The 25,427-nt window shown below is 36.7% G+C and carries 23 protein-coding genes and 1 riboswitch; of the genes, 10 read left to right on the forward strand and 13 right to left on the reverse strand.

Going from position 1 to position 25,427, the window contains the following annotated elements; genetic code table 11:
- Positions 1-100 precede the first annotated feature (100 nt).
- The 5 genes from CH361_RS17765 to CH361_RS17785 all read right to left on the reverse strand — a co-directional run bounded on the left by CH361_RS17765 (position 101) and on the right by CH361_RS17785 (position 7,354).
- Positions 101-958: an LIC_13355 family lipoprotein gene (locus tag CH361_RS17765; RefSeq protein ID WP_100792163.1), complete on the reverse strand. Its 858-nt coding sequence runs from the start codon at positions 956-958 to the stop codon at positions 101-103.
- Between the two features lie 52 nt (positions 959-1,010).
- A complete protein-coding gene (locus tag CH361_RS17770) occupies positions 1,011-1,592 on the reverse strand; it encodes a hypothetical protein (protein WP_100792164.1) in 582 nt (193 codons plus the stop codon).
- Between the two features lie 206 nt (positions 1,593-1,798).
- Positions 1,799-1,951: riboswitch (cobalamin riboswitch) on the reverse strand.
- 4 nt (positions 1,952-1,955) lie between these two features.
- Entirely contained in the window at positions 1,956-3,023 is a 1,068-nt protein-coding gene (locus CH361_RS17775; protein ID WP_100792165.1) for a cytochrome-c peroxidase, read from the reverse strand.
- Between the two features lie 120 nt (positions 3,024-3,143).
- Complete coding sequence (locus CH361_RS17780) at positions 3,144-5,180, reverse strand: methyl-accepting chemotaxis protein (protein WP_100792166.1); 2,037 nt, start codon at positions 5,178-5,180, stop codon at positions 3,144-3,146.
- Positions 5,181-5,311: 131 nt separating this feature from the next.
- Complete coding sequence (locus tag CH361_RS17785; protein ID WP_100792167.1) at positions 5,312-7,354, reverse strand: methyl-accepting chemotaxis protein; 2,043 nt, start codon at positions 7,352-7,354, stop codon at positions 5,312-5,314.
- Positions 7,355-7,752: 398 nt separating this feature from the next.
- On the opposite strand from CH361_RS17785, the gene CH361_RS17790 reads away from it, so the two are divergent.
- Positions 7,753-8,316 (forward strand): hypothetical protein, encoded by a 564-nt coding sequence (locus CH361_RS17790; protein WP_100792168.1) that lies wholly within the window; start codon positions 7,753-7,755, stop codon positions 8,314-8,316.
- A gap of 62 nt (positions 8,317-8,378) precedes the next feature.
- On the opposite strand, the gene CH361_RS17795 is transcribed toward CH361_RS17790, so the two are convergent.
- The 6 genes from CH361_RS17795 to CH361_RS17820 form a co-directional block, all read right to left on the reverse strand.
- On the reverse strand, positions 8,379-8,840 hold the full coding sequence (locus tag CH361_RS17795; protein WP_100792169.1) for a hypothetical protein: 462 nt from the start codon (positions 8,838-8,840) through the stop codon (positions 8,379-8,381).
- Positions 8,841-8,861: 21 nt separating this feature from the next.
- On the reverse strand, positions 8,862-10,235 hold the full coding sequence (locus CH361_RS17800; RefSeq protein WP_100792170.1) for an outer membrane beta-barrel protein: 1,374 nt from the start codon (positions 10,233-10,235) through the stop codon (positions 8,862-8,864).
- A 179-nt stretch (positions 10,236-10,414) separates the two neighbouring features.
- Positions 10,415-11,701, reverse strand: a complete 1,287-nt coding sequence (locus CH361_RS17805; protein WP_100792171.1) for a CCA tRNA nucleotidyltransferase — start codon at positions 11,699-11,701, stop codon at positions 10,415-10,417.
- Positions 11,692-12,114 carry a Fur family transcriptional regulator gene (locus CH361_RS17810; protein ID WP_100792172.1) on the reverse strand — a complete coding sequence of 141 codons (423 nt, stop codon included), beginning with the start codon at positions 12,112-12,114 and terminating at the stop codon, positions 11,692-11,694. Before CH361_RS17810 ends, CH361_RS17805 begins: the two co-directional genes overlap by 10 nt.
- 31 nt (positions 12,115-12,145) lie before the next feature.
- Positions 12,146-12,505, reverse strand: a complete 360-nt coding sequence (locus tag CH361_RS17815; protein ID WP_100792173.1) for a hypothetical protein — start codon at positions 12,503-12,505, stop codon at positions 12,146-12,148.
- A 2-nt stretch (positions 12,506-12,507) separates the two neighbouring features.
- Entirely contained in the window at positions 12,508-12,921 is a 414-nt protein-coding gene (locus tag CH361_RS17820; RefSeq protein ID WP_100792174.1) for a ribonuclease HI family protein, read from the reverse strand.
- 209 nt (positions 12,922-13,130) lie between these two features.
- On the opposite strand from CH361_RS17820, the gene CH361_RS17825 reads away from it, so the two are divergent.
- Positions 13,131-14,120, forward strand: a complete 990-nt coding sequence (locus CH361_RS17825; protein ID WP_100792175.1) for a class I SAM-dependent methyltransferase — start codon at positions 13,131-13,133, stop codon at positions 14,118-14,120.
- Positions 14,121-14,123: 3 nt separating this feature from the next.
- Here CH361_RS17825 and CH361_RS17830 read toward each other — a convergent pair whose 3' ends face one another.
- Positions 14,124-14,864: a motility protein A gene (locus CH361_RS17830; protein ID WP_100792176.1), complete on the reverse strand. Its 741-nt coding sequence runs from the start codon at positions 14,862-14,864 to the stop codon at positions 14,124-14,126.
- Positions 14,861-17,119, reverse strand: a complete 2,259-nt coding sequence (locus tag CH361_RS17835; protein WP_244279951.1) for a hypothetical protein — start codon at positions 17,117-17,119, stop codon at positions 14,861-14,863. Before CH361_RS17835 ends, CH361_RS17830 begins: the two co-directional genes overlap by 4 nt.
- A 46-nt stretch (positions 17,120-17,165) precedes the next feature.
- Here CH361_RS17835 and CH361_RS17840 point away from each other — a divergent pair, with 46 nt between their 5' ends.
- The 8 genes from CH361_RS17840 (at position 17,166) to CH361_RS17875 (ending at position 24,926) form a co-directional block, all read left to right on the forward strand.
- Positions 17,166-18,707, forward strand: coding sequence for a cellulose synthase family protein (locus CH361_RS17840; protein ID WP_100792177.1), 1,542 nt, complete (start codon positions 17,166-17,168; stop codon positions 18,705-18,707).
- A gap of 77 nt (positions 18,708-18,784) precedes the next feature.
- Positions 18,785-19,063, forward strand: coding sequence for a hypothetical protein (locus CH361_RS17845; RefSeq protein ID WP_002973362.1), 279 nt, complete (start codon positions 18,785-18,787; stop codon positions 19,061-19,063).
- Positions 19,064-19,231: 168 nt separating this feature from the next.
- Entirely contained in the window at positions 19,232-20,233 is a 1,002-nt protein-coding gene (locus CH361_RS17850; protein WP_100792191.1) for an ATP-binding protein, read from the forward strand.
- Positions 20,234-20,246: 13 nt separating this feature from the next.
- Positions 20,247-21,137: a hypothetical protein gene (locus tag CH361_RS17855; RefSeq protein WP_100792178.1), complete on the forward strand. Its 891-nt coding sequence runs from the start codon at positions 20,247-20,249 to the stop codon at positions 21,135-21,137.
- A gap of 35 nt (positions 21,138-21,172) precedes the next feature.
- Positions 21,173-21,634: a PTS sugar transporter subunit IIA gene (locus tag CH361_RS17860; RefSeq protein WP_015681600.1), complete on the forward strand. Its 462-nt coding sequence runs from the start codon at positions 21,173-21,175 to the stop codon at positions 21,632-21,634.
- A 4-nt stretch (positions 21,635-21,638) separates the two neighbouring features.
- Positions 21,639-22,517, forward strand: a complete 879-nt coding sequence (locus tag CH361_RS17865; RefSeq protein WP_100792179.1) for an ABC transporter permease subunit — start codon at positions 21,639-21,641, stop codon at positions 22,515-22,517.
- A gap of 2 nt (positions 22,518-22,519) precedes the next feature.
- On the forward strand, positions 22,520-23,293 hold the full coding sequence (locus tag CH361_RS17870; protein ID WP_100792180.1) for an ABC transporter permease subunit: 774 nt from the start codon (positions 22,520-22,522) through the stop codon (positions 23,291-23,293).
- Positions 23,283-24,926: a PEGA domain-containing protein gene (locus CH361_RS17875; RefSeq protein WP_100792181.1), complete on the forward strand. Its 1,644-nt coding sequence runs from the start codon at positions 23,283-23,285 to the stop codon at positions 24,924-24,926. The genes CH361_RS17870 and CH361_RS17875 overlap by 11 nt, the downstream gene beginning before the upstream one ends.
- Positions 24,927-25,427: the final 501 nt, after the last annotated feature.

The raw sequence follows: 25,427 nt of genomic DNA on the forward strand, positions 1-25,427 counted from the left end.
TTTTATTTAGATCTTAATTTAATTCCAAATTGGAGAAAAGCCAGTTTCATTTTTATAGTTAGCTGCCTGTTACCTTTTCTCTTGATTGAGAACTCTTCAATCATTCAACTGACTTAGCAACCACTCCATCTATATCCGAGCCATTGTTATAGGAATGGGGATAGACATATCCAGCGCTTGTGTTTGGATTTGTGACTGCTGATGCAGAAGTCATTTTAATAAACTTAAATCCGTTAGTTTGAATGTTCGTACGGGCGGCCGCATCACAATTGGCACCTGGTCCACCAACGATTAAATCCTCCAGATTGAACCCATCCCCCCCACCAACTAAAAATCCACTTCCTGTAGATGTAAATAATTCATCTAAGGTCAATGGTTTGGTAGCCATATTGTAGAGAACGGGTCTTAGGCCAGCAAATCCCGGCCAGGAAGAAATTTTGTTACTATCAGCAACACTTGGATTGAATCCAGAAAGATCAAATCCACAGTAGTTTGTCCCATCAAAAGATACATGCACTACCATTGGATCAAACGCATATCGATCGTTAGTTTCTGAAACACGGAATGGATTTTCGTAAATGACAAAGTCGATCCCCGTTACATTCTTTACTGTTTTTCCTGCCCACGATAAAATGATGGTTGCACCTGCTCCTGTTAAGTTTAAAGCATAAACATCCAAGGATCCAGAAAATTCTCCACCACCACAAATACCGTTGATTGCTTTGGATGAGTCGCTGAATCCACTGACGTTAGAACTAGCAGATACAACTGTGTTAGCGATAGGAATATTTGTTGGAAGGGATGTTGGTGGGCATGGACCTACAGAAGAAGAATTTGCAAGTGGAAGTGCTAATAGTGATAATATGGCGTCGTTATTTTTGCCCTTTTCTGAGCATTGCAAAAAAGTGAATGTGATTAAGAACAAAGATAAAATTGTTTTTGTATGAAGCTGTCCCACAAATTGTCTCCTACTTGCCTTTATCCAAGTGAATAAAGGCAAAATTTTTGTATTAAAAAGTTTTAGTTAAGAAATTAAATGCAAATGATCCGTTGCAACCTGCGGCTTTTGGATTTGTAGTGTAAACAGTTCCAGAAGCTTTTCTTGATGCTAGATCTGTCTTAGTTTCAGCTAATGTTGGTTTGCCGTTAAATACATCGCAAATTAAGATTTCATTATCAGCAGTTATGGTCCAAATTAAGGCTGAGATATTTGCATTGTTTTTTGGTTTGTAATAAAGTACTCGTTCGGAGTTACTAAATTCTACGATTTCTGCATTGACTCGATACGTTGATGTACCTGAACCATTGACATAGTCAACATACAAGTATCCTGTTGTAGTTCCAAAATTGGATTGGATAGAAACAGTGTTAGAACCCGGAGTGGTACATGTTCCTGCAGAACAGCTACCTTGGAAGTATGTTCCTCTAATTTCAATTTGACCTGCTTCTTTTGCAGAAGCCTCTGCTGTTTTTAATAATCCCAATACTAAATTATTGTCAGCTTCCGATTTGTCTACTTTGCCATTATCCGCACATGCTGTGATACAAAGCACAGATAACATCACGAGTGTTAGTTTGATTGTAGTTTTCATTTAGATTCTCCTAAATCTTGATTTGAATTTAGGGGAACACGGACAGGAAATAGGTTTATCCTCGTCAGAAGACGAAAAATCTTAACATCTATAGATAGATAGGTAAGTAGTGTTTTTTCCATACGGGTGCCCCGAGTTTACCTTCGGGGCCCCTTTACAAAACCTGTTGTTGAAACAGAAATATGTAAGTGTGCAAAGTTCCCAATCCACGAGAAAAAATTGCGGGGAAGATCTGGCTTATCACCTAATATAGATTAAACTACACTTGGTGCATCACAGTTGCGGGTCAGCACAGGACTTTCACCTGTTTCCTCCCTAAAGGTAATGTCACAGTCCCAACCTCAATATTTTTTGTCAATGAAATTAGTTTGTCTTTGTTTTGTCTGATAAGGTTCTTAAAAAGGTAACAAGCAAATCAATTTCTGAATCATTAATGTTGCGGTTCAGTTTGTAATGATTCATACGTCGTACTGCCTCTTTAATTGTGGGAACACTTCCATCGTGAAAGTAGGGTGCGGTTAGTGCAACGTTACGTAAAGGGGGAACTTTAAAGAAAAATTTATCTTCTTGATTTCCAGTAAATTCAGATCTTCCAAAATCATTTGGATTGTAAGAGTAAACTGAATCTAATTTTTCAAACTTAGAACCTCCCAAAAGATTTTGACTGTGACAATTTGTACAACCCACTTCCAAAAATATTTTTAATCCATCTAATTCCTCAGTTCTAAGTGCAAACACATTAGATTCTAAAAAATCATCGAATCGTGATTTTGAAACAAGAGATCTTTGGAAAGCAACGAGAGCTAGTCGAATAGAATGTAAACTGGGATTCGGTGAGTCAGGAAAAGCATCTGCAAAAAATGAAGTATAACTAGAATCATTTTGTATTCTTATTAATAGTTCAGTTTCAGATGGCAAAGACATTTCAAGCGGATTGACAAATGGATCAATTGCTTGTTCGTATAATGTATTTCTTCTTCCATCCCAAAAGATAATCGGTAAAAATCCAACGTTCAGAATGGAGGGAGTGTTTCTTTTGCCTAGTTGGCCGAATGTGCCTCGCGATGCAGATTGGCGGTCCATACCGGCAGCCGTTCCATCAATTGGATGGCAAGTAAGGCAGGATTGTACATGATTGGAGGAGAGTTTATTATCTCTGAATATTTTATTTCCTAGGTTAATGAGGGCAATGGTATCTGATTCTGAACCTGGTATAGAACTTGGCAAAGTTCCGATTGTGTTTTTTGCATTTGTTTGTAATTCCGATGCGTAAGAAAAGTTTGAAAAAAAATAGAAAGTAATTAAGTTTTCTTGTCTGTCATTTTTTGTTGGGTTTTTTGATGTACAGCTAACTGTAAATAGGTGAATTATGAGGAGAATTACTATTTTAGAGTATAATTTAGAGAAAAAATAGGAAAGAGGGGAGAACATAGAAACCAAACAGAAAATGGATGTTTAATCCATCAATTCAATTTTTGGATTTGTTTTTGTAAGTTTTGAAAATTTTATTTAACTTTATACCAAGTTTTTTTCATGATCATAGAAATTTGGTTAATGAGTGTGAAAAGAATTGGTAACCATTGCGATGGCTCCGGCGATCTCTCCAATTTTTTGGCTCACTTGGTTTAAATCTTCTGAATTATTCGCAAGTTCCTGAGCATTTCCAGAAAGAGTATTGATTGTATTTACCATATCCTCCGAAGCTTTTTTTTGCTCTCTACTAGAAAACTCAATGGTTTCTGCCATTTCTTGTAATCCGTTTAACTCTGTTGTCACATTGAGTAAACTGCTTGTTTGTGATGTCATTTCTTCTTTTAGTTCATCAACACTCACTTGCATTCTTTTTGATTGTTCTACAATTTCGCTCAGTGCATTCACTGTTTCATGGACATGGTTTGCCCCGATGTTTACTACTGAATTACTTCTATCAATTAATCTTTTAATGTTTTTGACTGAGCTTTGAGTCCTATCAGCCAATTTAGATATTTCTTCTGCTACTACGGCAAAACCCATACCTGCATCTCCCGCCCGTGCCGCTTCAATACTAGCATTTAGTGAGAGTAAGTTGGTTCTTTCTGAAATTTCAGTAATCAAATCAACGATACCTGTGATCTCTTTCGTAACGGAATGAATTTCGGACATTGCTTGGTCTGTGTTCTGTACAGAGAGGTTGCCTAGATTTGCTAAGTTTGTAGAAGTAACCGATTGGTCTGTTAGTTGTGAAAGTGCTTTTTCGATATTCGTAATCGACCCTTCGATCTTTTTCATTTCTTCAGTAATCTTAATGATATTTTTTGTTTCATTGGTAATGAATTGAAACATAATTTCGAAGGATGTTGTTAGTTCTTCTAAGGAAGCTGCCGATTCTTCGGAGATAGAAGCTAAAGAAGAAGCATGATCCGAAACCGAGATAGCATCTTCTTTTAATTTATAAGATGCTTTTTCTGAATCACTCACTGAAATTTTCAGTTGGTTCATAATGTCATTCAGATTGTTCAAAAAAATATTAATAGAGTTGGTAATCTTTCCAATTTCATTGGAGCCAAAGTTGGGTAAAGTTTTTGTGAGGTCAGCTTCGCCACTCGATAATTCGTTTACCTTAGTAAGAACTGTAATTAAAGGGCTGTTGATACTTCGAAAAATAAAAACAACAAAAATCGTCGAAATCAATAAAGAGATAAAAACCAAACCTATGTTTATATTTCTTTGAAAAGATAACAACTGAATTCTGTCGTTGACAAGTTTTTCCAAAATAGATATTGAACCGTCCTGAATTTTCCCGACAGTTTTGGTTCCTTTTTCTAGAATTAGAAATAATTCTTCAGAAGTTTTCGGTTTTGTGTTGGATTGGATAAATGTCTTCTTTAGTTCGAGTAAAAAACTATCACATGAATTTTTTGACTCTAAAGAAATTGTTTTTAATTCTTCCACATATGGAGATTTGTCTTCGATTGATTTCTTAAAGGATTTTTGAATTTCTTTACATGTAGATTCGATGAAATTTATGGATATAAGTGCTTTAGTATAACTTACACTTGAAAACTGGTTTTTGTTTGGATTTTGGTATTCATCCCGAACGATTTCGTTTATCACTCCAATATTTTTCAGAATTTCAGGAACTCTAAAAAAGGTAATTTCCATTTGGTAGTATGAATTAACTTCTGGGTCTAGAATGAGGTTAGAAAAGTCTCCTACTTTTAATGCTAATTCTTGCGTATCATTTAAAAAATTACGTGTTGTTGTTTGGTCAAACCTTCCATACTGATTATATTGCCCCCAAGTGATTAATTCTTTTGTATCCGCTGACAAAAGTTCGGTACCATTTATTTCTGCTTTTGTCTTTTCTAAAAGTGGCAGTAGTTCGCTTGTATTTTCTTCTCCGATTTTGAATCGTTTTAAACCTTCTCGATAGGCTGAATAAATTGGTTTGATCGCAATGATTCCCAAATATTCTTTTTTGGCAAAATCTATGGTTCCATTCAATGAACGTACCAAAATAAGCAGAATGATTAAAAGTGATGCAATCAGCGGTGCGGGTAGAAGTAAAAGTCTGGTTTGTATAGAAAATTTAGAAAGTAATTTTGACATAGAGTTTTGTGCTGCTTAATGGTGAGCGAAAATCCTCCTACCTTACTAACGATTAGTAAGGTTTAATAAATCGATCAATCATTTATTTTTGAATGTTTAACTTTGTAAAAATTTATTCATAAAGCATTTTGTTAGTTGGTTCTAAATGAATCAGCAATGTTTGAAATAGAAATTGCAACTTCGCTAATAGTAACACTCACTCGATTTAAATCTTCGGAACTTTGTGCCAGCTCTTGTGCATTACCAGAAAGTGTATTCACGCTTACTACCATATCTTCTGATGTGCGTTTTTGTTCTTGGCAAGATGATTCAATAGATTCTGCTAAGGTTTTTAATTCTTTTACTTCATGGGACACATTAGCCAAACTAATTGATTGGGAAGACATTTCATTTTTTACTTTTCCAACTCCTATTTGTATTCTATTCGATTGTCCAACAATTTTACTAAGGGAACTTACCGTTTCATTTACATGACTAACTCCGTTGTTAACAGCGAGGTTACTTTTTTCAATTAAGGATTTTATGTTTTTAACTGAAATTTGTGTTTTATCGGCGAGTTTTGATATCTCTTCAGCTACAACAGCAAAACCTCTACCGGCATCCCCTGCACGAGCAGCTTCAATGCTGGCATTTAATGCAAGTAAATTAGTTTGTTCTGAAATATCTGTGATTAAATCAACAATACCTGTGATTTCACTAGTGACAGATCGAATTTCTACCATAGACGAGTCTGTACTACGTATGGATTGATTCCCTGCATCAGCAAGATTCGTTGATGCTATTGATTCTTCTGAAAGTTGTGAAAGTTCTTTTTCTATACTGCTAATTGTATCTTCAATGTTTTTGATTTCTTCTGCAATTTTAAAGATGTTTTTGGTTTCATCAGAAATGGAGGTAAACATAATTTCAAAGGAAGAAGAAAGTTCTTCTAATGAAGCAGCCGACTCTTCGGATGTAGATGCCAATCCAGATGCATTATCTGAAACTAAGAGAGCATCTTCTTTTAATTGGTTTGAGACTTTTTCTACTTCCTTTACTGAATGTTTTAGTTGGTTCATAATTTGGTTTAATTTTTTTAAAAATTCATTAATTGATGTTGTAATTTCTCCAATTTCGTTTTTTCCAAATTCAGGTAACTGTTTTGTTAGATCAGCATCTCCGCTCGACAATTCGTTAATCTTTGATAAAACTGTTTTGAGAGGATTATTGATACTTCTAAAAATAGTAAGTATCAATAATATTGATAAACTTAATGTTACGATGACAATCATTACATTTGTGGTTCTTTGCAATTTCTGTTCGGAAAGCCTTTCTTGAATTAAATTTTCAAGGATAAGAATAGAGAAACCTTGTATTTCTGCACCGATGGCAGTTCCTTTGTGGACCGTGATGAATAAAGATTCTGCGGATACTGGTTTTACATTTTCTTTTAAAAAAATATTATTTAATTCATCTACATAGGTTCTGCAGGTTGCACTTGTTTTGGAAATGGTTTGTTCAATTTTCTCTGCATGTTTTGGTGCACTCTCTAGACTTTTTTTGTTTGATTTTGTTATATTGGCACAAACCGTTTCTATCGCGCTGATCGAAATGACTGCCTTAGTGAAACTCGTATTCGAAAAACTCTTTTGGTTTTGATTAAAACCTAAGTATTCATCTCTAATCACTTCTTTCAGAAGAGCTACATTTTTCCAAAGTTCTGGAATTTGGAATAGGATGATCTCCATTTGATAGTAAGATTCTAGTTCTGGATCTAAAATGAGATGGGAATGGTCTCCAATTTTAATTGCTAACTCTTGAGTATCAGCTAAAAAGTTTCTGCTTGTTAGTTGGTCGAAACTTTCTTGTTTTAAGTATGATTTCCATATTTTGATTTCATTGTTATCTTCTGTTAATATTCCCGAAAGTAGGATTTCTTCTGATGCATTTTCAATCAAAGGTTTTAGTGTATCCGCTTTTTCCTGTCCGATTTTTAATCTTTTTAGACCTTCTTGGAATGTTGCATATACAGGTTTGATGATTTGTATCCCTCTCAGTTCTTTGCTTGTAAATTCTATGTTTTCATTTTGCATTCGAACGAATAAGGCAAGTAGGATTAGTAAAAACACAAAAATGGGAAGAGGGAGAAGAAATAACCTTAAGCGAATCGATAGGTTAGAATAGAATCTGGACATAAGATCCTCCCTCGCTCGTTGCGATATGGACGGATTGAATTATGATCTTTTCCTAAAAATTGAAATTACAAAATCAGCGAAGTAAGAGTTTTTTAGAAGATTTCAAAATGATTCTGTTCCGTTTGTAAGCAAAATGAATCCGGAATTGTCCTAAATTGCCTGTTTTCGTAAAGAAAACCAAAGAATGAGACCAGGTCCGGTCTTTCATCCTTGGGTTCTTTAGCTGATCTTCTTGTTTGTTGTTTCGTCTGTTGTTACGAATAGAATTTCTTTCTAGATTTCATAAGTCTGGTTTTTGAATGATCAATCTGAAATATATTGATTCTCTACTTGTATAAATTTTTTGGAATTTTGGCATAGTGCTTGGAAGATTTTGAGTCTAAGTATAGGATAGAAAAATGAAAAGTTCTCTTTTTGCCACCAGTATAATCATTCTTTCCCTTTGTCAATGTTCGAGTTCCGAAGAACGAATCATACAGAACAAACAAGCCTTATTTGATAACTGTATGGATACCTTTCAGGATGAGTCAAAGTGTAATCAATTACTCTCAAAATCTGAAAACGATCTAAAGACAGATGAAGATAAGAAAAAAGCTCAACGTGAAGCATTAACTGAAGAAGGTTATAATGGTTTAAAAATCAGAGAGGTAATGCTACAGAAACTCTACAAACAAACTAGAATCTTTGTAAAAGAGTATTTAGGAGAACCTGATCGAATAGCTAATAGCGGTGATGGAGAGGTATTAATCTATACTCGACCTATTTCTGTTTATGAACCTGGTGCGGAACCCGATGAAGAGGTTCAGGTTTTTTTCAAACGTAGCAGTGGGATAGTTAGAACAGTCAATGTAATCAAACCAGCGAGTACCCGATCACAAGGATTTAGTTGGGGGAAGTGGTTAAAGGATTCAAAAAAGAATCAGAATGAACAAAAAGGCTCTGATAAATTAGAAGAGAAGTAAGAAGAAAAAAAATAGAGTGGGAAAACCCACTCTATCATATCTAAGTAAACTTCAACAAAAACTTAGTAGTAAGTTGGTGCTGAGAAAACTACTTTTGAAGAAGCATCAGCTGTTGAAGTGAAAGTCAAAGCATCTTTAAAAGCATCAACTGCAGCGGATGCAGATGCATACTTGTTTTCTGCAATGTTACATTTCAACGTAGTGTATTGTTTTGATACAGCAGTCTTGATTGTACTGTAATCTGCTCCAATTGCTTGGTTATCAGCAATCGTAACTAGCGAACAGTTTGCTCCCGCGTCCACTTGTGTTTTAGACCCAATGCAAGAGTTGATCAAAGCAACTGAAGCAACACAGTCTGCCTGTGCACCAACTGGTGCATGAGGGTTAGTCACAAGATAAGTAAGAAGAGTAGTATCTTCATTCTTTTTTGTTGAAGACTCTGCACAACCTACAAATGACATTGCAGTCAAAGCAACCATGATTGCTAGGGAGACGAATCCGGGTTTTAATTTGTTGGATTTCATATTTTATACTTCTCCTTTTCCTTAGAATGTTGCAACAATACCTAAAGTCACACCATTTTGGTACGTTTGAGGTTGTCCTCTTTCGTCGGTGAAAACTTGACCTTTTGCTTGGTCTCTTCTGAGGTCAACTTTAATGATAATGTTGTCTCCGTAGTAGTAAGTCGGTGTAATTGTGAAAGTTTCAGCACTTCCTAAGTAGTATTTGGTTGTGTTGTAACCAAGGCTACCCATGTATTGAAGATCATATCTTCCGGCTGTGTTATTGCTAACTCCGAGTGGACCACCGTTTCTGGAATCGTCGATTCTTTCGTAACGACCAGCAAGTGCCCACTTGTCAGTAAACTTATATCGGAACCACAAACCGTAAGTTTTGTAAGTTCTTTTTGCATTACTGTCATCACGTGTTAAAGATACCTTGTTTCCGTCAACATCAACTTGAGTTGTTGGGTCAGTCAAAGTAGCTGCTGCTCCACTCTTATCACCTTGAGTATAGTCAAATGATACGAGAGTTTTGTCGTTTGGAGTGAAGTTCACGATTACGTTGTTAATCATCCAATAGTCATTTTGGTAACTAGCACGTCTTGCGTTGATTGGTGTTCCATAAACTTCGTTCATCCAGTAGTCGCCATTGGATGGTCTTGCGTAAGTAACATCTACACCGTAAAGAGTGTTCCAAGTTACTTTTAGTTTATCAGAAATAAGGTCATAAGAAACTTGAGTTCCTACTGCCTTGTTTTTGTTAATACCATCTTGGTAAACAGACATGTTTCCGTTATTTACACGGGAAATATCGGAACCTGTTCCACCCACACTATTGTATAGATAGAAACCTAAGTTCAACTTATCTGTAACAGCTAAGTTTGCTCTAGCACCAGTGTTGATGAAGGGGATTGTGTTAAAGAATATGTAACCTATCGTGTATGTTGGGTTATCTTTTGATTCCAAAACTTCATAACCAATGTGAGTGGCCATTTTACCCATATCCACAGTCATACCTTTTAACACTGGGAAGTAAAATGAAACATATGCTTGTTGGAGCATGTTCATGTTTACAGTTCCGTTTGTTTGGTTATAAGGTGCTTCTTGATATACGTTGTTTTGACCGTTTTGGAAAACAGTTCTAAAACCCCAAGGACTATCTTTGTCCGCAAGTTTTTGCAAGTCAAGTGCCGCCGCTGCTACACCAAACTGTTTGTTTTGCGTGTTGAAAGTTCCTGAAGCATCACGTTTCGCGCCTTCCACATTGTTCGCAGTATACATATAGAATACATCTACGTAACCGGAAATGTTGATCTTATCGTACCAAGCTTTTTCCTTTGTCTCACCTTGAGCCAAAAGTGAAGTTGAAACGAGAAGGGCAACCGAAGTTGCGAGAAGAGTATATTTATTTCTCATTTGCCTTTTCTCCTATGTGAACTTGTTGTGCAAGTTGTGTACCAGGTTGGCGGTTTATTTTAGAGGCTCTGACAGAAAAAAGAGAAACAGTGTGTTTAAATGGGGTTTTTTGGAAAAAAAAATAAGTTTTTGATTAATAAAAGAACAAATTGAAACTGAAATTCAATAGATTCTTGAAATTAATTGACCATTTTGCTTATAAATTGGGCAGAGTGATGCAATAGTCTAGAATATTCATTTTCTTTAGGCGAGTGTAGGACAAGATCTAAAAGTTGGGTTAGGATGGTTCCATAGCTGGTTTTGGGTAGGTCTGGGAAAGATTCAGCGAGGTGGTTCCCATTGAGTTTCAGATCGCTTAGGAGAAGCGGGGGATTTTCTTCCCAAATTTCGACTAACACGGTAATATTCGATTCAAAAATACTGTTTAGTTTTTGGATGAACTTGGTATCAACAGGAAAACGGGTTTGAAAATGTCGTTTAACGGGAGCTAGGTATTCTTTTTTTAAAACAGAAAGGTCGATACCGTTTTGTTTTTTATTTTTTTCCCATTTGGATAAAATCTCAAAGAACAGGATACAATCTTTTGTATTTTGGCCAGAGAATTTTAATGTTCTTAAGATGATTTCTAAATCCTTTGACGTGATTTCACCGAGTAGTGCATAAAATGCAAAAGCCAATTGCAGCCCCGTTAATTCTTTTGTTGTCCTATCTAGTTTCTCTAGAATCTCTTTCCTAGGAGAAATTTTAGTGGGTAGGTTTGGTAGAAAAATTTGAAAGATCGATTCTTCGGCAAGAAGTTCAATCATTCGAGAAGGTTTGAAACCTAAAAGGGATTTTAATACTTCGTCTTGGAAACGCTCTAAGGATATTTTTTTAGTGATGTGTTTTGTTTCATGAATTGCTTTTTTTGTTTCAGGTTCGATTTCAAAATCTAAAGTACTCGCAAATCTTAATGCCCGGATAGGGCGTAATCCATCTTCAGTGAATCGTTTGATCGGATTACCAATTGTACGAATGATTTTTTGTTCTATATCCTTTAATCCAAAATGTTCATCTACAAGAAGTCCTGTTTTTAAATCGAATGCTAGTGCATTCATCGTAAAATCCCTTCGTTTTAGGTCTTCAGATAATGTTGTTCCAAATTCTACGTGGTCCGGGCGTCTTCCATCTGTATAATCTTTATCTATGCGATAAGTAGTAATTTCATAATTGATTTTATCTAAAACAACCGTTACTGTTCCATGTTCGATGCCTGTATCAATAACGGTTCGGAACAATCGTTTGACTTGTTTGGGTTCCGCGTTGGTTGTTAAATCATATTCTTTGGGAATTTTACCCATAACTAAATCACGGACAGATCCCCCAACAAGATAACACTCAAACCCCGCGTCTTTCAACGTGGAATCAATTTGAAGTAGATGGGTTAGGTATTTACTAGGAACTAAAGAGGGAATGTCTATTGGCAATTTCTACATTTGCCTCTAAAAACAATTTCAACGGATTCTGTAGAAAAACCTTTTAGTTGTTTGGTGGACGGAATTCCATTCCAAGGATCATCAATACATTCAATTTTACCACAGTTATTACAGATGAGGTGGCCATGAGCCTTTGAAACCGTATGGTTCCCGTCAGACTTTAACTCAAAATAGGTGACCCGATCTGTTGAGTGAAGCGAGTTGAGCATGTTTTTTTCTTCTAAATCGGATAAGGCTCTGTAAATGGTCACTCGATCCCAAGATTCTTCTTTCGGGAGTTTTTCCATAATTTCCTGGTGGTTGAGTGGTCTTGGCGAGCCCTGCAGAATTGACAGAACCTGTTCACGGTTTTTTGTTACCTTAAGTCCGATTTTTTTTAGAATTTGAGAAGGATCGCCAGCCATGATTTGTTATCCTGCGGTAGGCGAAGATTGTCTATTCTAAAATCACGTTGGATTTCCAGATTTCCCAATACCGAATCCCCATTCGAGTATGAACCTGTAGGAATTCTTCAACTTCTTGCCCTTTCTTCTTTTCCACAATCACGGGAGCAATTCCCAGATCTAACCTACGATTGAGAATGGTATCAATTTCTTCTTTGGCCAATGCCGTGACTCGTTGACAGTCTTCTTCTCTTTCTTTCAATTGGGTTTTGTTTTTTTCACAGAACGTTGCTGATTGGAAAGAAGATCCAGATTCTAATAAATCATCAAGCTCACGAGCCGCTGACTTTTTACAGTTTGATACGAAACTGACCAAAACTAAAAAAGAAAGTAGGGCTAAGATAACTTTCAAAATTAGCCCTTTGCATCTTGAGCTAAATTTGCGAGTTGGTCAGCTCTAGAGTTTTGTTCACGTGGGATATATTGGATTTCAAAATTTTGAAAGGAGGTTTTGAGTGATTCACATTTATTTTTAAAAACAAGGAGATCTTTGTTTTTAACTTTGTATTCACCTTTCATCTGTTTGACGACAAGTTCGGAGTCCAATCGAAATCTAATTTTTTGCAAATTTTGTTTGATAGCTTCTTCCATTCCTCGATATAAAGCTTGCCATTCCGCTACATTGTTGGTAGCATTTCCAATTTTTTCAGATAGAAAGAAGAATTCGATTCCATCATTGTTTTGGAAGGAAACACCAATGGCAGCGGGACCAGGATTTCCTCGGGAACTACCATCACAATAAATGAAAGTTGTATCTTTAGTGGACATAGCCGACAGTCTTTTCTATGATCTTTCCTTCACCAATCAAAAACATGAACTGCATTTAAAAAAAACATTTGGATTTTGAATTATGAAGGACTTTTTTTACGTGTCGTGGTAGATGGAGCGTATTGGGTGGCGGGTGGATTACCCCACCCAGTCTAGATAGGGCGGGGATATCTACCTAAAAACCCCTCCCCACCTAAAAAGGAAATTTCATGACCGAACGGGGATTTGGTGCCCTAACCATGTTTGAAAATCGCCTCCGCAAATTAAAGAAGGAACGCGAAAAATGGGCCAAACGCGAATCGATAACATCTTACCGAATTTATTCGGAAGACATCCCACAAATTCCATTCATCTTGGATCGTTACCCCAATGGTTTGGTTTTGTATGATAAAAGTTCTGTACGTTTTCAATTAGAAGAAGGTCACGATGAAAGATTTGATCGAATCGCGGGCATCGTTAGAGATGTTTTCCAAATCCCAGACGAACAACTATTTTTAAAACATCGTAAAAAACAAAAAGGAGCAGAGCAATACGATAAGTTCGCAATTGAAGGGAACTTTGAGTGGGTAAAAGAATCCAATTTGGATTTTCGAATCAATCTTTCTGATTATTTAGATACGGGACTATTTCTAGATCATCGAATTACAAGAGATTGGATTCGAAAGGCCGCTAAAGGAAAATCTGTTTTAAATTTATTCTCTTACACGGGAGCGTTTTCCGTTTATGCAGCGTCAGGTGGTGCCTCAAAAACAAAAAGTGTCGATCTTTCGAAAACCTATTGTGATTGGGCCTCTAAAAATTTGGAACAGAATGGTTTTAAAAGGACCAATCATCAAATTGTTAATGCTGACATTTTACAATGGGTTGAAGAAGAAACAAAAAATCTGAGTAGGGAGCGTTATGATTTAATTTTCCTGGATCCACCTACATTTTCCAATAGTAAAAAAATGTTTGAGGAATGGGATGTTCAAACCAAACACCGAAATCTACTTTTACTGTTATTAACAAAGTTTTTAACTGATAACGGAGAGATTTGGTTCTCAACGAATTTCAGAAAGTTCAAAATGGAGATTGCAGATGAGGAGTGGAACCAAAGAGGTTATCAGTGTATAAATAAAACAAAAGAATCCATTCCGGCTGACTTTCGTGATGAAAAAATCCATCAGTTATTTTTGATCCAACCAGAACCTACTTCCTAATTGTTAGTATTTAACAAAGGGATCAATTCGTTCTGCAAGAATTCTTCTATTTTCACCGGATTGTAGAGACAAAATTCCTCTCATGATTGCTTGCCTTTCGTTACTGTCTTGTTTGGCGATCGTTTTGAGTTGGTTGGAAATTGGAAGTAGGATTAAGTTCGCAAAAGAAATTCCGTAGAATGTTGCAATAAAGGCTGTTGCAATGCCTTGTCCAAGAACTTTGGTCCCTCCATCTAAATTTTCCAAAACCGTAACAAGGCCTAGTACAGTTCCAATGATACCTACGGTGGGCGAAAATCCAGCAGCGGTTTCAAATACCTTCGCGGATTTTAAATCATTCTTTTCTTCTTCTTCATGGGCTTCCCATAAAATTTCTTCAATGGTCCTGGGATCTGATCCGTCAACAATCAACTGAATTCCTTTTTGTAAAAAGGGGTTGTCCAATTTTTTTGCTTCATCTTCTAAAGATAGAAGCCCATCTTTTCTTGCTTTCTCCCAAAATCGGAAGAAAATCAGTTTTAAATCTTTTTCTTTTTTTCTAGAAAGAACAAACTTTGTATCTCTTACCGCTTTCGTGACCTGAGATATAGAGTAGGATGCGAATGTTGCACCTAATGTTCCGCCTACGATCAGTAACATGGCGGGTAAGTGAAAGAACGAACGTAAAGACGCACCTTCTATTAAAATGGCAACAAATACCGATAAAACGGCTGCGAGGATTCCTAGTAATGTTGAATGGATCATTGGATTCTTGCCTCTCTTGCATCAGGTCGAACACTCAACCTTCGCAGTGAATCTTTTTTTTCTATAACTTCGTTTTTAAGTCTTTCCCAAATCACTGAGTCTGGATGTTCTCTCATTCTTGCTCCGATAATCGGCTCTACTTCTTTCCAATTTTCTTGATTGATGAATAGCCGAACGCGTGCTAACTCTAATTCGTTTGCTTGGTCAGTTTGGTTATTGGTTCGATAAAATCGTTCTAATGAGCTCATCGTACGGAGTGCGTTATTCCAATCCCCCAAAGATTCAAACATGGGAATCAGGGAATTCCACGCAAACTCTTGAAATTCGGAATCAGAGGTTAAGTCTTCTAAAATGGGAATGTATTCTGCTTCCGGAGTGGTGAATTTTAAACTATTAAATGCAATTCTTAACAAATCAGGTTTGGGTGGTTCGAACTTTCGAGCGATCGCAATTGCATCTAACGCCAGTTTATTTTGTCCTAGATCGTGGTAAAATCTTGAATATTCTGCAAAGGATTCGTAATAAAGATGTTTGATCTCCAGTGCATCCTTTCGTAAATCTCCAGAAGAATATTTTAATACTGAATCTAATACAGCTACAACTTCCAAGGTTGTGGCATTGTCTAGTTTTTCGCCAAAGTATTTGAGTTTCCAATCTGTGGGAAGTGAATTGGCAAATCCGATTTTTGATTCTAAATAACTAGGATAATAAATATCAAAATTCCAATAAGATTTTCTACTTAAGAGTGACAATGCATTGATATGATGAAATTGATTAGTTTTGTTTCTCGTTGTTAGAATTAAGAATGGATGTTGTTCTTGGCTTAGTCTTTCAATATAAGAAATGATTTGTGATTGATTTGAACTCAGGCCGAGTACAACTGTTTTCCCTTTGATTTCTGATCGTTTAGGAAGGAATGGATTGGACTTAAAAGGTAAAACAGATTTATAAAAAATATAATCATCTGTATTAAATGCAATATTTGTGACTGCAAATGGAATTGGGTCGAAAATTTCTTTTTTAGAAAAAGGGGTGCTGGTTCGTATTGTAGGTGGTGAAAAGAAAAGTAAAACAGTGATCGTTGCTGCAACCAACATCAAAATCCTTGGTAGCCGCACAATGTGTTTTTGCATTAAATAAGGATAAACCAAGACTGGAACAAATAACAACGCTGAGACGGTGCGAATTCCCATTGGTAAATTCCAGAAGTATAACAAAAAAGAAAGCCCAAGGTAAATACTTGTTTCTAATCCAACTAATAAATATTCTTTATATGCTGTTTTGTTTGGCTTAAAAAATCCAACAATGGACCCAGTGATAATACAAAGTGCAATGAAAAAGGAACTCCAATAGGTTTGGTAGATAAAAAAGAAAAAAGCAAATAGAAGGGCGACCCTCCCAATGAGAAAAACAGCTTTCGTTTCTTTTTTTAAACCCCCAAGTAAAGATAACACTCTACCAAAGATTACTGAAAATGAAACAGAAAGGATCAGAGGAATTTTTGGTCCCGGTTGGAAGTATAAGTGCAAAATACAATATGAGATCAGTAGAGATAATGCTGACCTATAGAATGGAGCAAATAGCGGGTGTTTGCCGATTTTGGAACGAATTTTATAGAACTTACTTGAATAAGGGGTTCTTTGTATTAATGTATTGATTAAATATAGAGATAACAATATATAAAGGATCGCTAACAAAACTTTCATAGAATAGTTTTGGTTGGGTTCAAATAAAGAATAAAAGGTAAATGCAGTCACCCCGAGGGCAAAACTTAAGAACCTAAAATCACGTAAAGATCCCGCGTAAATACCCAAACAGAATGCTGACAAAATCCCGCTTAACAAAACTAATTCGAAGGAAAAAATGTAATCGATCAGAAACTCAGCAGAATTGGCCCTTAAAAACCAAAAAACTTGGATGATTGCAGTACCAAGAAGGACAACTGTTAAACTTACGGGTAACGTCTGTTTGTATTTCCTGTAAATGAATCCAATTGAAAAAGAAATAACAAGAAGAATCTGTAATACGGGATAAGCTGTGTCTGTACGATCGATCAGAGCCAGTTCGGAGCCGGCTACATAAAAGAAAAGAGAAAGCACATAACCAATGGATAGGCTAAGACTAAACTCAAGTGAGGGGAATAAACCGGTTTCCCAGAAACGTTTCCATTGAGAATCCATAGAATTTGCAACCAAAGATGTGAGATAGGCCTCATTCGCAAACCAAAGAAATTCTAATTTTATTTGGCGGTGCACAAAATGTTTGACCAAAACGCCCTATATGCCGATTTTGACTATAACTATGCTCACGTTTTTATCTATATCCTTCCTCGTTCTATACGGCTTTGATATTTTGGTTCTCTTCTATTTTGGGTTACACACCTACCTTATGGTGTTTCTGTATAGCAGATACAAACAAAACTGTGCAGAGGACGAAACAAAGATCCTCTCCTTAAAGGACAAAAACCTTCCTACGGTAACCGTCCAACTTCCTATTTTTAATGAATTTTATGTGGTAGATCGTTTGATCGAATCCGCATGTAATTTGCAATACCCTGCAAAAAAACTTCAAATTCAGGTTCTAGATGATTCCACTGATGAAACCATTGAAAAGGTTGCAGGCCTTGTGGCTCAGTACAAGAAAAAAGGAATCTGGATCGAACACGTTCATAGAACTAATCGTAAAGGTCATAAAGCAGGTGCTCTGGATGAAGGGATGGCGAAAGCGAAAGGAGATTACATTGCAATCTTCGATGCTGACTTCACTCCCGACTCAGACTTCCTTCTCCGAACTATGGGGTATTTTGAGGACGAGTCTATTGGAATGGTCCAAACTCGTTGGGGTCATATCAATGAAACTTATAATATCCTAACCAAAGCCCAAAGTTTTGGGATTGATGGTCACTTTATGATCGAACAGGTCGCAAGGAACGGATCTAGTCTTTGGATGAACTTCAATGGAACTGCCGGAATCTGGCGACGTTCTTGTATTGAAGACGCTGGCGGTTGGGAACATGACACCCTCACAGAAGACTTCGATCTTTCTTACCGCGCTGAACTCAAAGGTTGGAAATTCCGTTATATTAAAGATGTGGTTTGTAAGGCAGAGATTCCTGCGACCATGAATGCTTACAAAGCCCAACAGTTTCGCTGGTGCAAAGGTTCCATCCAAACAGCAGTCAAACTCATCCCTCGGATTTGGAAATCAAACGAATCGTGGAAAATCAAAGGGGAAGCGATTACCCATCTCATCAATTATTCTGTACATCCACTGATGATCATCAATATCCTTCTGACTGCTCCACTTCTCCTTATGGAATTTTGGGCAGGGTTTAAGATGGATGACCTCCCTATGGAGATCCTTTTTGGGTCGGCTGCGGTGCTTTCCATCGGATCTATGGGTCCTGTCATTTTTTATGCCTATTCCCAACGAGAAATCCACAAAAACTGGAAATCAAAATTGGTTTACCTTCCCATCCTCGTGATGATTGGAACGGGAATTGCAGTTATGAACACTTACGCTTGGGTAGAAGCTGTTTTTGGGGTTCAATCTGGATTCAAACGCACTCCGAAGCTCAGAATTGAGAAAGAAGGGGATAGTTTGCAGGACAAAATCAAATATGTGGTTCCTGTGGACTACCGAGCTTTTCTCGAGTTTTTTATGGGTGCCTATTGTGTATTCTGCATCTATTTATCCTTTTTGGTCGGAAAACCGTATATGATCGGTTTTATGGTTCTCTATTCCATCGGATTTTTCTATGTCTCATATCTTTCTGTGGCAGAGTCGTTCTGGAAATTCAAACCAGCGACTAAAGCAGAAAAGGAACTTCGTGCCGTCGCTTAGGAATAGGCGATGGTACTTACTTGACGAAACCGTTCCTTCCAAAAAGCTGTAAATTCAACCTAGGTTAGGGGTCATCCATGAGTGAAAAAGTCTACTGCGCGAACTGTTTGCATTGTGTTGTGGTTCGCCAATATGAATCGGAGCAAGATAAATACATTCTTCGAGTTAAATGTAACAAGAAGAAGTGGTCTAAACGTTCCGGTGAAGAAAAACTTTATAAATATTTTACTGTAGCTCGCCGTATGCAGACAAACTGCGAATATTATGAAGAAATGGGAGAGATTCTACCTTACATCAAGAATTTGAAAAAAGAACTCCCAATCAAAGACGAAATCTACATGGTGAAAGCCGTCTAAATCATTACCGGCGTGTTGTTCCCCAGGTTACCTCGCGCCTTCGCTCGCAAATTTCATAAAACTGAAAACAAAAAAGAACGGACGATTCAGGGTCAATTCCTGATCCCCGTTCCTGCGGGTAGCGTTCTCTCTGATTCCTATCCTGCTCGAGTTACCCACGGGCAGGTTATGCTTGCACATAACGGGAAGAAGGTGCTTGCTCCCGTCAATGGTGTTGCAAGTCTTACTCCAGATCAGAAATACTTTCAAATCAAACAAGATGGTTCTTGGTCTACTACTTCGCCTTATCATTCTAGGAACTATGATTTTTCTGCATTATTAGAAGCTTTTGATGCTGGTGCTTTGTATTCTCTAGATTTAATTGAAACACCTTTAAAAGATTATTTCCAAAAGTTCAATAGAGATTCGAATTTTAAAATTGTTTTATCACCCTTCTGTAGATACCAACATTTAGATTTTGAAGAAATGATTCTTCGTGATATGAAAGATGCATATTTATCTTTCATCGAACTATTACGTTCTATTTTTCCTAAAGCAGAGATATCAAATTTTTTTGAAGTTTCTAATTTGGATTTTGAACATCCAAACGGGATCCCTGAATATTTTTTACACAAACAATTCCAAACACCAGTAGATAAAACCAGAAAATCTTTGATTGGGTATGAGGTTTTATTTTTAGGCGCAGAAACTATTTTTCACATCTTGCGAAAGTTATACTATGACGAACCTTTTACAAAAAGACACCTTGCCGTATTTTTAGTGGACCGTAAGGGACGAATGGATTTGGAACCTCGTCAGTTTTTTTTAACCAATGGCCAATCATTGGCATTCATTCCGGCCAATTTAGACAAACGCTATAAAATCGCATCGTTTGAAACTGTCTTTGAAGAAGTAAATCCAATGGACGTTGGTTCTTTGGGATATTTTAATATATATGAACATTGCTCCATCACTTTGTATGAAAAACTCCCCGCATCTAGAAAGGAGTTTAGTTGTATTGATTGTATGGAGTGTAACAACTATTGTCCGACTAATGCAAATCCAGTCCAACTTATCAAAGGAAAAACTGAAGAATTTGAAAAAGACCTTTGTGTGTCCTGTGGAATTTGTACGGTTTATTGTCCGTCTGGGATTGACATTCGGAAGAGAATTGAAGGAGTGATGGTTTAATCATCGTTATAAGATGTTAAAGAATCTTTATATTCTATCTGAAAATAGTTGGGGTGTTAAATCTTCAGAGATATTTGCAGACTTTTTTTATTTTTTAACTCTGACAGGATTTTTAGGTTATGTATTTGCCCATGTGCAACCCATTCCTGTGTTACCAATTGTTTTGGCTTCTATTCTCACTTTAGTATATTTTGGTTTTTGTATTCGTGCCAATCAGTCACTGTATTGGTTGGGACTACTTTCTCAACTATTCATTGTTTTTCTTATTTTACCAACAGCTTGGTTGCATCCGATTCTACTACCGGTCTCATTTCTTTTTGCTTTGGTAGTTCATTACTTTTTAGGACAAAACTATTCCTTACGAGTTCCTATTTTTGCTTTGGTTTTATTTTTTTGTTTGGTTTGGGATACAGTTTTTTCCTTACTTGGATATTCTTTTCGGGCTAGTTTGGAACTCACACCTTGGGCTGGGATTTCTTTAGAAACTTCTGTTTTGCCTTTGTCTTTACCTTGGTTTAGCGCTGTTCCGTGGAAGGGGACTGAGTTTTTTTCTTTTGCCGATAGCCTTGGTGTCTATGTTTTGGTAGGAGTTGCCTGGGTTTCCTTCCGAAGGACTGTTTTACTTGGGTTTCTCTTGGGTTGGCTGATTCTATTTTCTCTTTGGGGAGTCGGTTCTGGTAATCTAAGTTTTAACTGGGTATTGTCTTATTCTGCTCTCGCTTTCTTTTTGCACATGAGTCCTGGTCGTAATTTTTACGGTTCCTATTATGTTTCTTTACTGAGTTTTGCCATTTTGCTTCCCATTGCCTTTTTTGTGGGTAAAATGGGGATAAGTGCTGTTTTGGTCTTGGTTGTTTTTTTTCTGTTAGAAGGCCTCTTAGTCAGGGTTTTTCTTGGAAAATAAGTCGATCTTGAAAAGGTGGGAGTAAGTTATATCATATGAATCAACTTCTGGAGATTCTGGATCCAAAAAATATCATTTTCGACTTCAAAGCATCTACAAAAGAAGATGCCATTCGAAAAATGATTTCACATATGGTCGCCACACAATCGTTAGATCCTAGTCACGAAGAAGAAACTGTTTCCTCCTTAATGAATCGCGAAAAGTCAATGTCTACTGGTATTGGAAGTGGAGTTGCTATACCGCACTGTTCTGTTCATTATGTTAATGAGTTGAAGTGTGCCATGGCGATTGCACCACAAGGAATAGATTTTGATGCTTTGGATCATGGTTTGGTTCAAATTTTTATTATGCTCATTGTTCCGAAAAATAAGTTTCAAGATCATATCAAAACCTTGGCCTTGATTGCAAAAACACTCAACATTCCTGAAGAAAGAGAAAAACTCATCAAAGCCAAAAATTTCGAAGAAATCCAAAAGGCCTTCCTTTCCAAAAGTTAATCCAGTGAAGTCGGAGATTTTCCGTTTTCTGTATTTTTTACTACTGTTGTCTTGTATCAGTAGTTTTGTTTCTGAATTTCATACAAAAGATAAATCTTATCTGTATGCCGATGCCGGGATCACAGAAGTTCAAAATCATAACTATGATTTTTTATCCACCTACATTCAATTTTGGAAATCTTTGATTTTTGAGTCCGGTGGCAAAACAGAGAATGGAGAGACTGTTTACTCGCATATAGGTGCTCGGTTTTTTTCAACCTTCCATCTTGCAATTTTTAGTATTGTATTTGGTTCTGTTTTTGCTTTTTGCCTTTCTATAGGAGCTACATATTTTCGGTCACAAAAACTTTATGATTTAGTTTCCTTTTCTTCGAATTTAATTTTATCTACTCCTGTTTTTATTGTCGCCATACTATTGTTAATTGTATTTTTTTATCGATTGGAGTGGTTCCCTCCCGGCGGATACGAATTAGGAAATACATACTTTGTCGTTTTGCCTGGAATTGCTTTGGGTTCTAGGATTTTCGCAAGGATGTCTTTGTATCTATTACCTGAAATTCGTAAAGAAGCAGATTCTAAATATGTGCAGTTGTTATTAACAAGATCCTATCCTTGGGGTCATATCATCGGAAAGGAAGTTTTTTTAAAGGTATTACCAATTGCACTTATTCTTTTGGTTTTAGATTTTGGATCTCTTTTGTCCGGTGCTATGGTTGTAGAAGAGATTTTCTTTTTTCCAGGAATTGGAAAATCTTTATACTATTCAATTAAATCAATGGATACAAAATTACTAGCAACTCTTCTTATGTATTCTGGAATTTTATTTTATGTTTTGAATCGTCTTGGATTTTATTTACAACGATTCTTTTCCGGTGGGGTATGAAGATGACAGTTCATAACTTCGTTCGGTTTTTCTTTTTTGGATTTGTTTTTTTGGGTGTTTTTTTGTTACCACCACCAATCGCAGTAGATTTGGAGAAAAATAATTTACCGGTGTTTTCTCCTGGTTTTTTGGCCGGTACGGATAGACTCGGTCGCGACAACTTTGCATTGTTTTGTTATGGGTCTTTGTCGACCATTGTTCTTGTAGTTCCTGCGAGAATATTTACCATCCTAGTATCCTTTCTTTTGTCTACCTTCTCCATTTTTTTCCCTAAAAAGTCAGACTTTGTTCTTTCAGGAATTGTTTCTGTTTCTCTTGCCATTCCTTCATTATTGTCTGCTTTGGTTGTGCTGAGTTTGTTACCGGAAAATCCTTTTGCTATTTTCATTGCGATTCTTGTTTCTGACTGGGCATTGTCTTATGAAACTCTCACTGCAAAGATCCGCGAAATCAAACAGAGCTCTTATTTATCAGCCTCTTTTTGTATGGGTGCAAAATCGTATCAGTTGGTTTTTTTACATTACTTACCTGCACTTCGTGATATGTTTGGATTTTTGTTTTTTTCAGGACTTCCAGCAGTGGTGATGACCACTGCTTTGTTTTCTTATTTAGGAATCCAAACATCTCTCGGTGAGACCGGCCCAGGGCTTGGGGAACAGATCTCCTTTTCTAAGGATTATTTTGATAGATCACCTGTTTCCGTTTTGCTTCCGGTAGTTGCTATTTTAACCTTGGTGTATTCTTTGGGATCGAATCAGAAAAAGAATGAAACATAAAATTTCAGCATTACTCATCATCTTGGGGCTTCTTACCAATGCCTTGCCTTTATATTCGATTGATGATTATTATAATTTTCCAAAACAAAGTTATAAAGGAAGCGTTACTTACGAGTCTTCTCGTAATTTATGTTTATTTTCATTTGTTGCAACTAGTCCCGATCCAACCAAAGAATATTTGATCAAAGGGATTCCTTCGGTTCTAATTTCTGAACTTCGCAATTTAGAATACACCTATGTAGAACATCCGAAACCAAATATTGTTTATCATTCTTTTGGTGATTCTCCTCAAATGACACTTCAAGAGAAAATTGATGCAGAGTCGCCAAACGTAAAAAGAAAAAAGAAGGAAGTTACGAGCGAAAAGGATCTAGAAGACTTAAGGTCTGGGAAAAAACAACTGACTCCAGAGAAGGATCCTCGTTATGTAAAAGTCACTATCAAACAAATTTTAGACAGAAGGGCACCTACCCCTGATGAATCATTCGGGTTAGCGTCTAAGTTAAATTGTGATTATATCATTACAGGTTCCTTTGAAGTAAGAGACAACGAACTACTCACGAAAGTTTTTCTTTATGACGACTTTGAAGGAAAGATCATTCCTTTTGAACATAAAACTTCTGTGATCCGAGCTTATCAGGAAATGGGGCCACTTGGTGAATCCATTCGAGAGAAATTACAAGGAAAAGAAACCACATCGGTTGCTGTTTCTTCTGCAAGTGAGGAGGGAGCTCTTGTTTATTTGGATGGAATTTATTTGGGCAAAACTCCGATGGTTGGTAAAAAATTCCCGATCGGTAAACGTTCATTATTTATATTTAAAGAAGGATTCTATCCTTTTAAACAGGAAGTTCAACTTGAGAAGGGAAAATCCTTTCAATTGGATGTTAACCTTTCTTTGAAGTTGAGTAACTCTTTTATTTCCGTAAATTCAAATGTAGAGTCGGATGTATATTTAGGAATTCAATACTTAGGAAAAACACCTTTAAGTCGTATTGCAATCCCGGCAGGAATGAATCGGTTACGAGTCTCAAAAGATGGTTATATTGATAGCTTTCGTGCTGTAGATGCAAAAGATAATGAAGAGGTTGTCGTTGATGTAGAAATGAGAGAAGGGAAAACAGAAGTTTATTATAAAAATAAACAAAATGTTTTTTTGGATCATACTTATAAAGACTTTGCCACCTATTCATTGTATGGCTCTCTTTTGTTTTATGCAAGTTATGTATATTTAAATTATGCTTCAAGGCAGGCTTACTCTGCTGCAAGATCCGAGGTAACACTTGTTAACGGCCTTGCAATTCAAACTTTTTATCAGAACAATCCTAATGAATTTTTCTTTTGGTATGGGGTGCAAAACTCGGTCATCGATAATGCGGAATCAAAAGCCAGGAGCTTGAAAAGTATGGCGGGGACTTTGCCAATGGAGAACCGCAAAGACAGGCAATTGGTGGCAGGTCCGATGGTTATTTTGATGGGTTTGATGCTCGTTTCAGCTGCTACTTTTTATTTCTTGGGTCTGGATGAAGAAACTTTGGAATTCGGTTACCTACCTGTAAACCCTTCTGCGGTGAGTTACGGCCAGAGTTCTCGTGAGGGTTATGGTTATATGCAATTTAACGTGCGGTATTAGTGAGGGTATAATCACCCCGCCCTGATGAGGGAGGGGAACTAGACCCGCCACCCAATGAGATCCTTCTATCACAAACCTGCCCACCCATCAAACAGAAAGCCCTTCTTCAAAAATATTTTCCAAACATGTTCGCATTTACGTTGTAATACGATAAAATCTAGTTAGAGACTAGAAGCATAACCAAAACAAACACGAGAGATACCACATATAACGTAATCCAAAAACTAAGCAGGCTCAGAAATTACAGAAGGAGCGGTCGCTACAATATCCATATTACTTTAGCTTTAGATGAATCTTTGCTATGCGAATAACCACAAAATCATACTTGTTAGTTGTCGTGCGCAAAGCCGCCATCTCTGTGCTAGTTCATTGCCCCTTTAACCAAATTCTAGTTAGCTGAAATATCTCTTCCCCAAACTCTTTTCAGAATTATGTCACATTACCTTGCTCTTTCTTCCCTCAATCCTTCAAAATAAACGTATTGAACTGCGAACTTTTTTA

It is taken from the genome of Leptospira brenneri (assembly GCF_002812125.1).
Classification (GTDB): domain Bacteria; phylum Spirochaetota; class Leptospiria; order Leptospirales; family Leptospiraceae; genus Leptospira_A; species Leptospira_A brenneri.

Coding starts and splice junctions, on each gene's coding strand:
- CH361_RS17855 (WP_100792178.1), top strand. CDS start 20,247: ATGTTAAAGAATCTTTATATTCTATCTGAAAATAGTTGGGGTGTTAAA.
- CH361_RS17770 (WP_100792164.1), bottom strand. CDS start 1,592: ATGAAAACTACAATCAAACTAACACTCGTGATGTTATCTGTGCTTTGT.
- CH361_RS17850 (WP_100792191.1), top strand. CDS start 19,232: ATGCTTGCACATAACGGGAAGAAGGTGCTTGCTCCCGTCAATGGTGTT.
- CH361_RS17845 (WP_002973362.1), top strand. CDS start 18,785: ATGAGTGAAAAAGTCTACTGCGCGAACTGTTTGCATTGTGTTGTGGTT.
- CH361_RS17775 (WP_100792165.1), bottom strand. CDS start 3,023: ATGTTCTCCCCTCTTTCCTATTTTTTCTCTAAATTATACTCTAAAATA.
- CH361_RS17800 (WP_100792170.1), bottom strand. CDS start 10,235: ATGAGAAATAAATATACTCTTCTCGCAACTTCGGTTGCCCTTCTCGTT.
- CH361_RS17875 (WP_100792181.1), top strand. CDS start 23,283: ATGAAACATAAAATTTCAGCATTACTCATCATCTTGGGGCTTCTTACC.
- CH361_RS17870 (WP_100792180.1), top strand. CDS start 22,520: ATGACAGTTCATAACTTCGTTCGGTTTTTCTTTTTTGGATTTGTTTTT.
- CH361_RS17780 (WP_100792166.1), bottom strand. CDS start 5,180: ATGTCAAAATTACTTTCTAAATTTTCTATACAAACCAGACTTTTACTT.
- CH361_RS17825 (WP_100792175.1), top strand. CDS start 13,131: ATGACCGAACGGGGATTTGGTGCCCTAACCATGTTTGAAAATCGCCTC.
- CH361_RS17840 (WP_100792177.1), top strand. CDS start 17,166: ATGCTCACGTTTTTATCTATATCCTTCCTCGTTCTATACGGCTTTGAT.
- CH361_RS17785 (WP_100792167.1), bottom strand. CDS start 7,354: ATGTCCAGATTCTATTCTAACCTATCGATTCGCTTAAGGTTATTTCTT.
- CH361_RS17795 (WP_100792169.1), bottom strand. CDS start 8,840: ATGAAATCCAACAAATTAAAACCCGGATTCGTCTCCCTAGCAATCATG.
- CH361_RS17790 (WP_100792168.1), top strand. CDS start 7,753: ATGAAAAGTTCTCTTTTTGCCACCAGTATAATCATTCTTTCCCTTTGT.
- CH361_RS17830 (WP_100792176.1), bottom strand. CDS start 14,864: ATGATCCATTCAACATTACTAGGAATCCTCGCAGCCGTTTTATCGGTA.
- CH361_RS17810 (WP_100792172.1), bottom strand. CDS start 12,114: ATGGCTGGCGATCCTTCTCAAATTCTAAAAAAAATCGGACTTAAGGTA.
- CH361_RS17860 (WP_015681600.1), top strand. CDS start 21,173: ATGAATCAACTTCTGGAGATTCTGGATCCAAAAAATATCATTTTCGAC.
- CH361_RS17820 (WP_100792174.1), bottom strand. CDS start 12,921: ATGTCCACTAAAGATACAACTTTCATTTATTGTGATGGTAGTTCCCGA.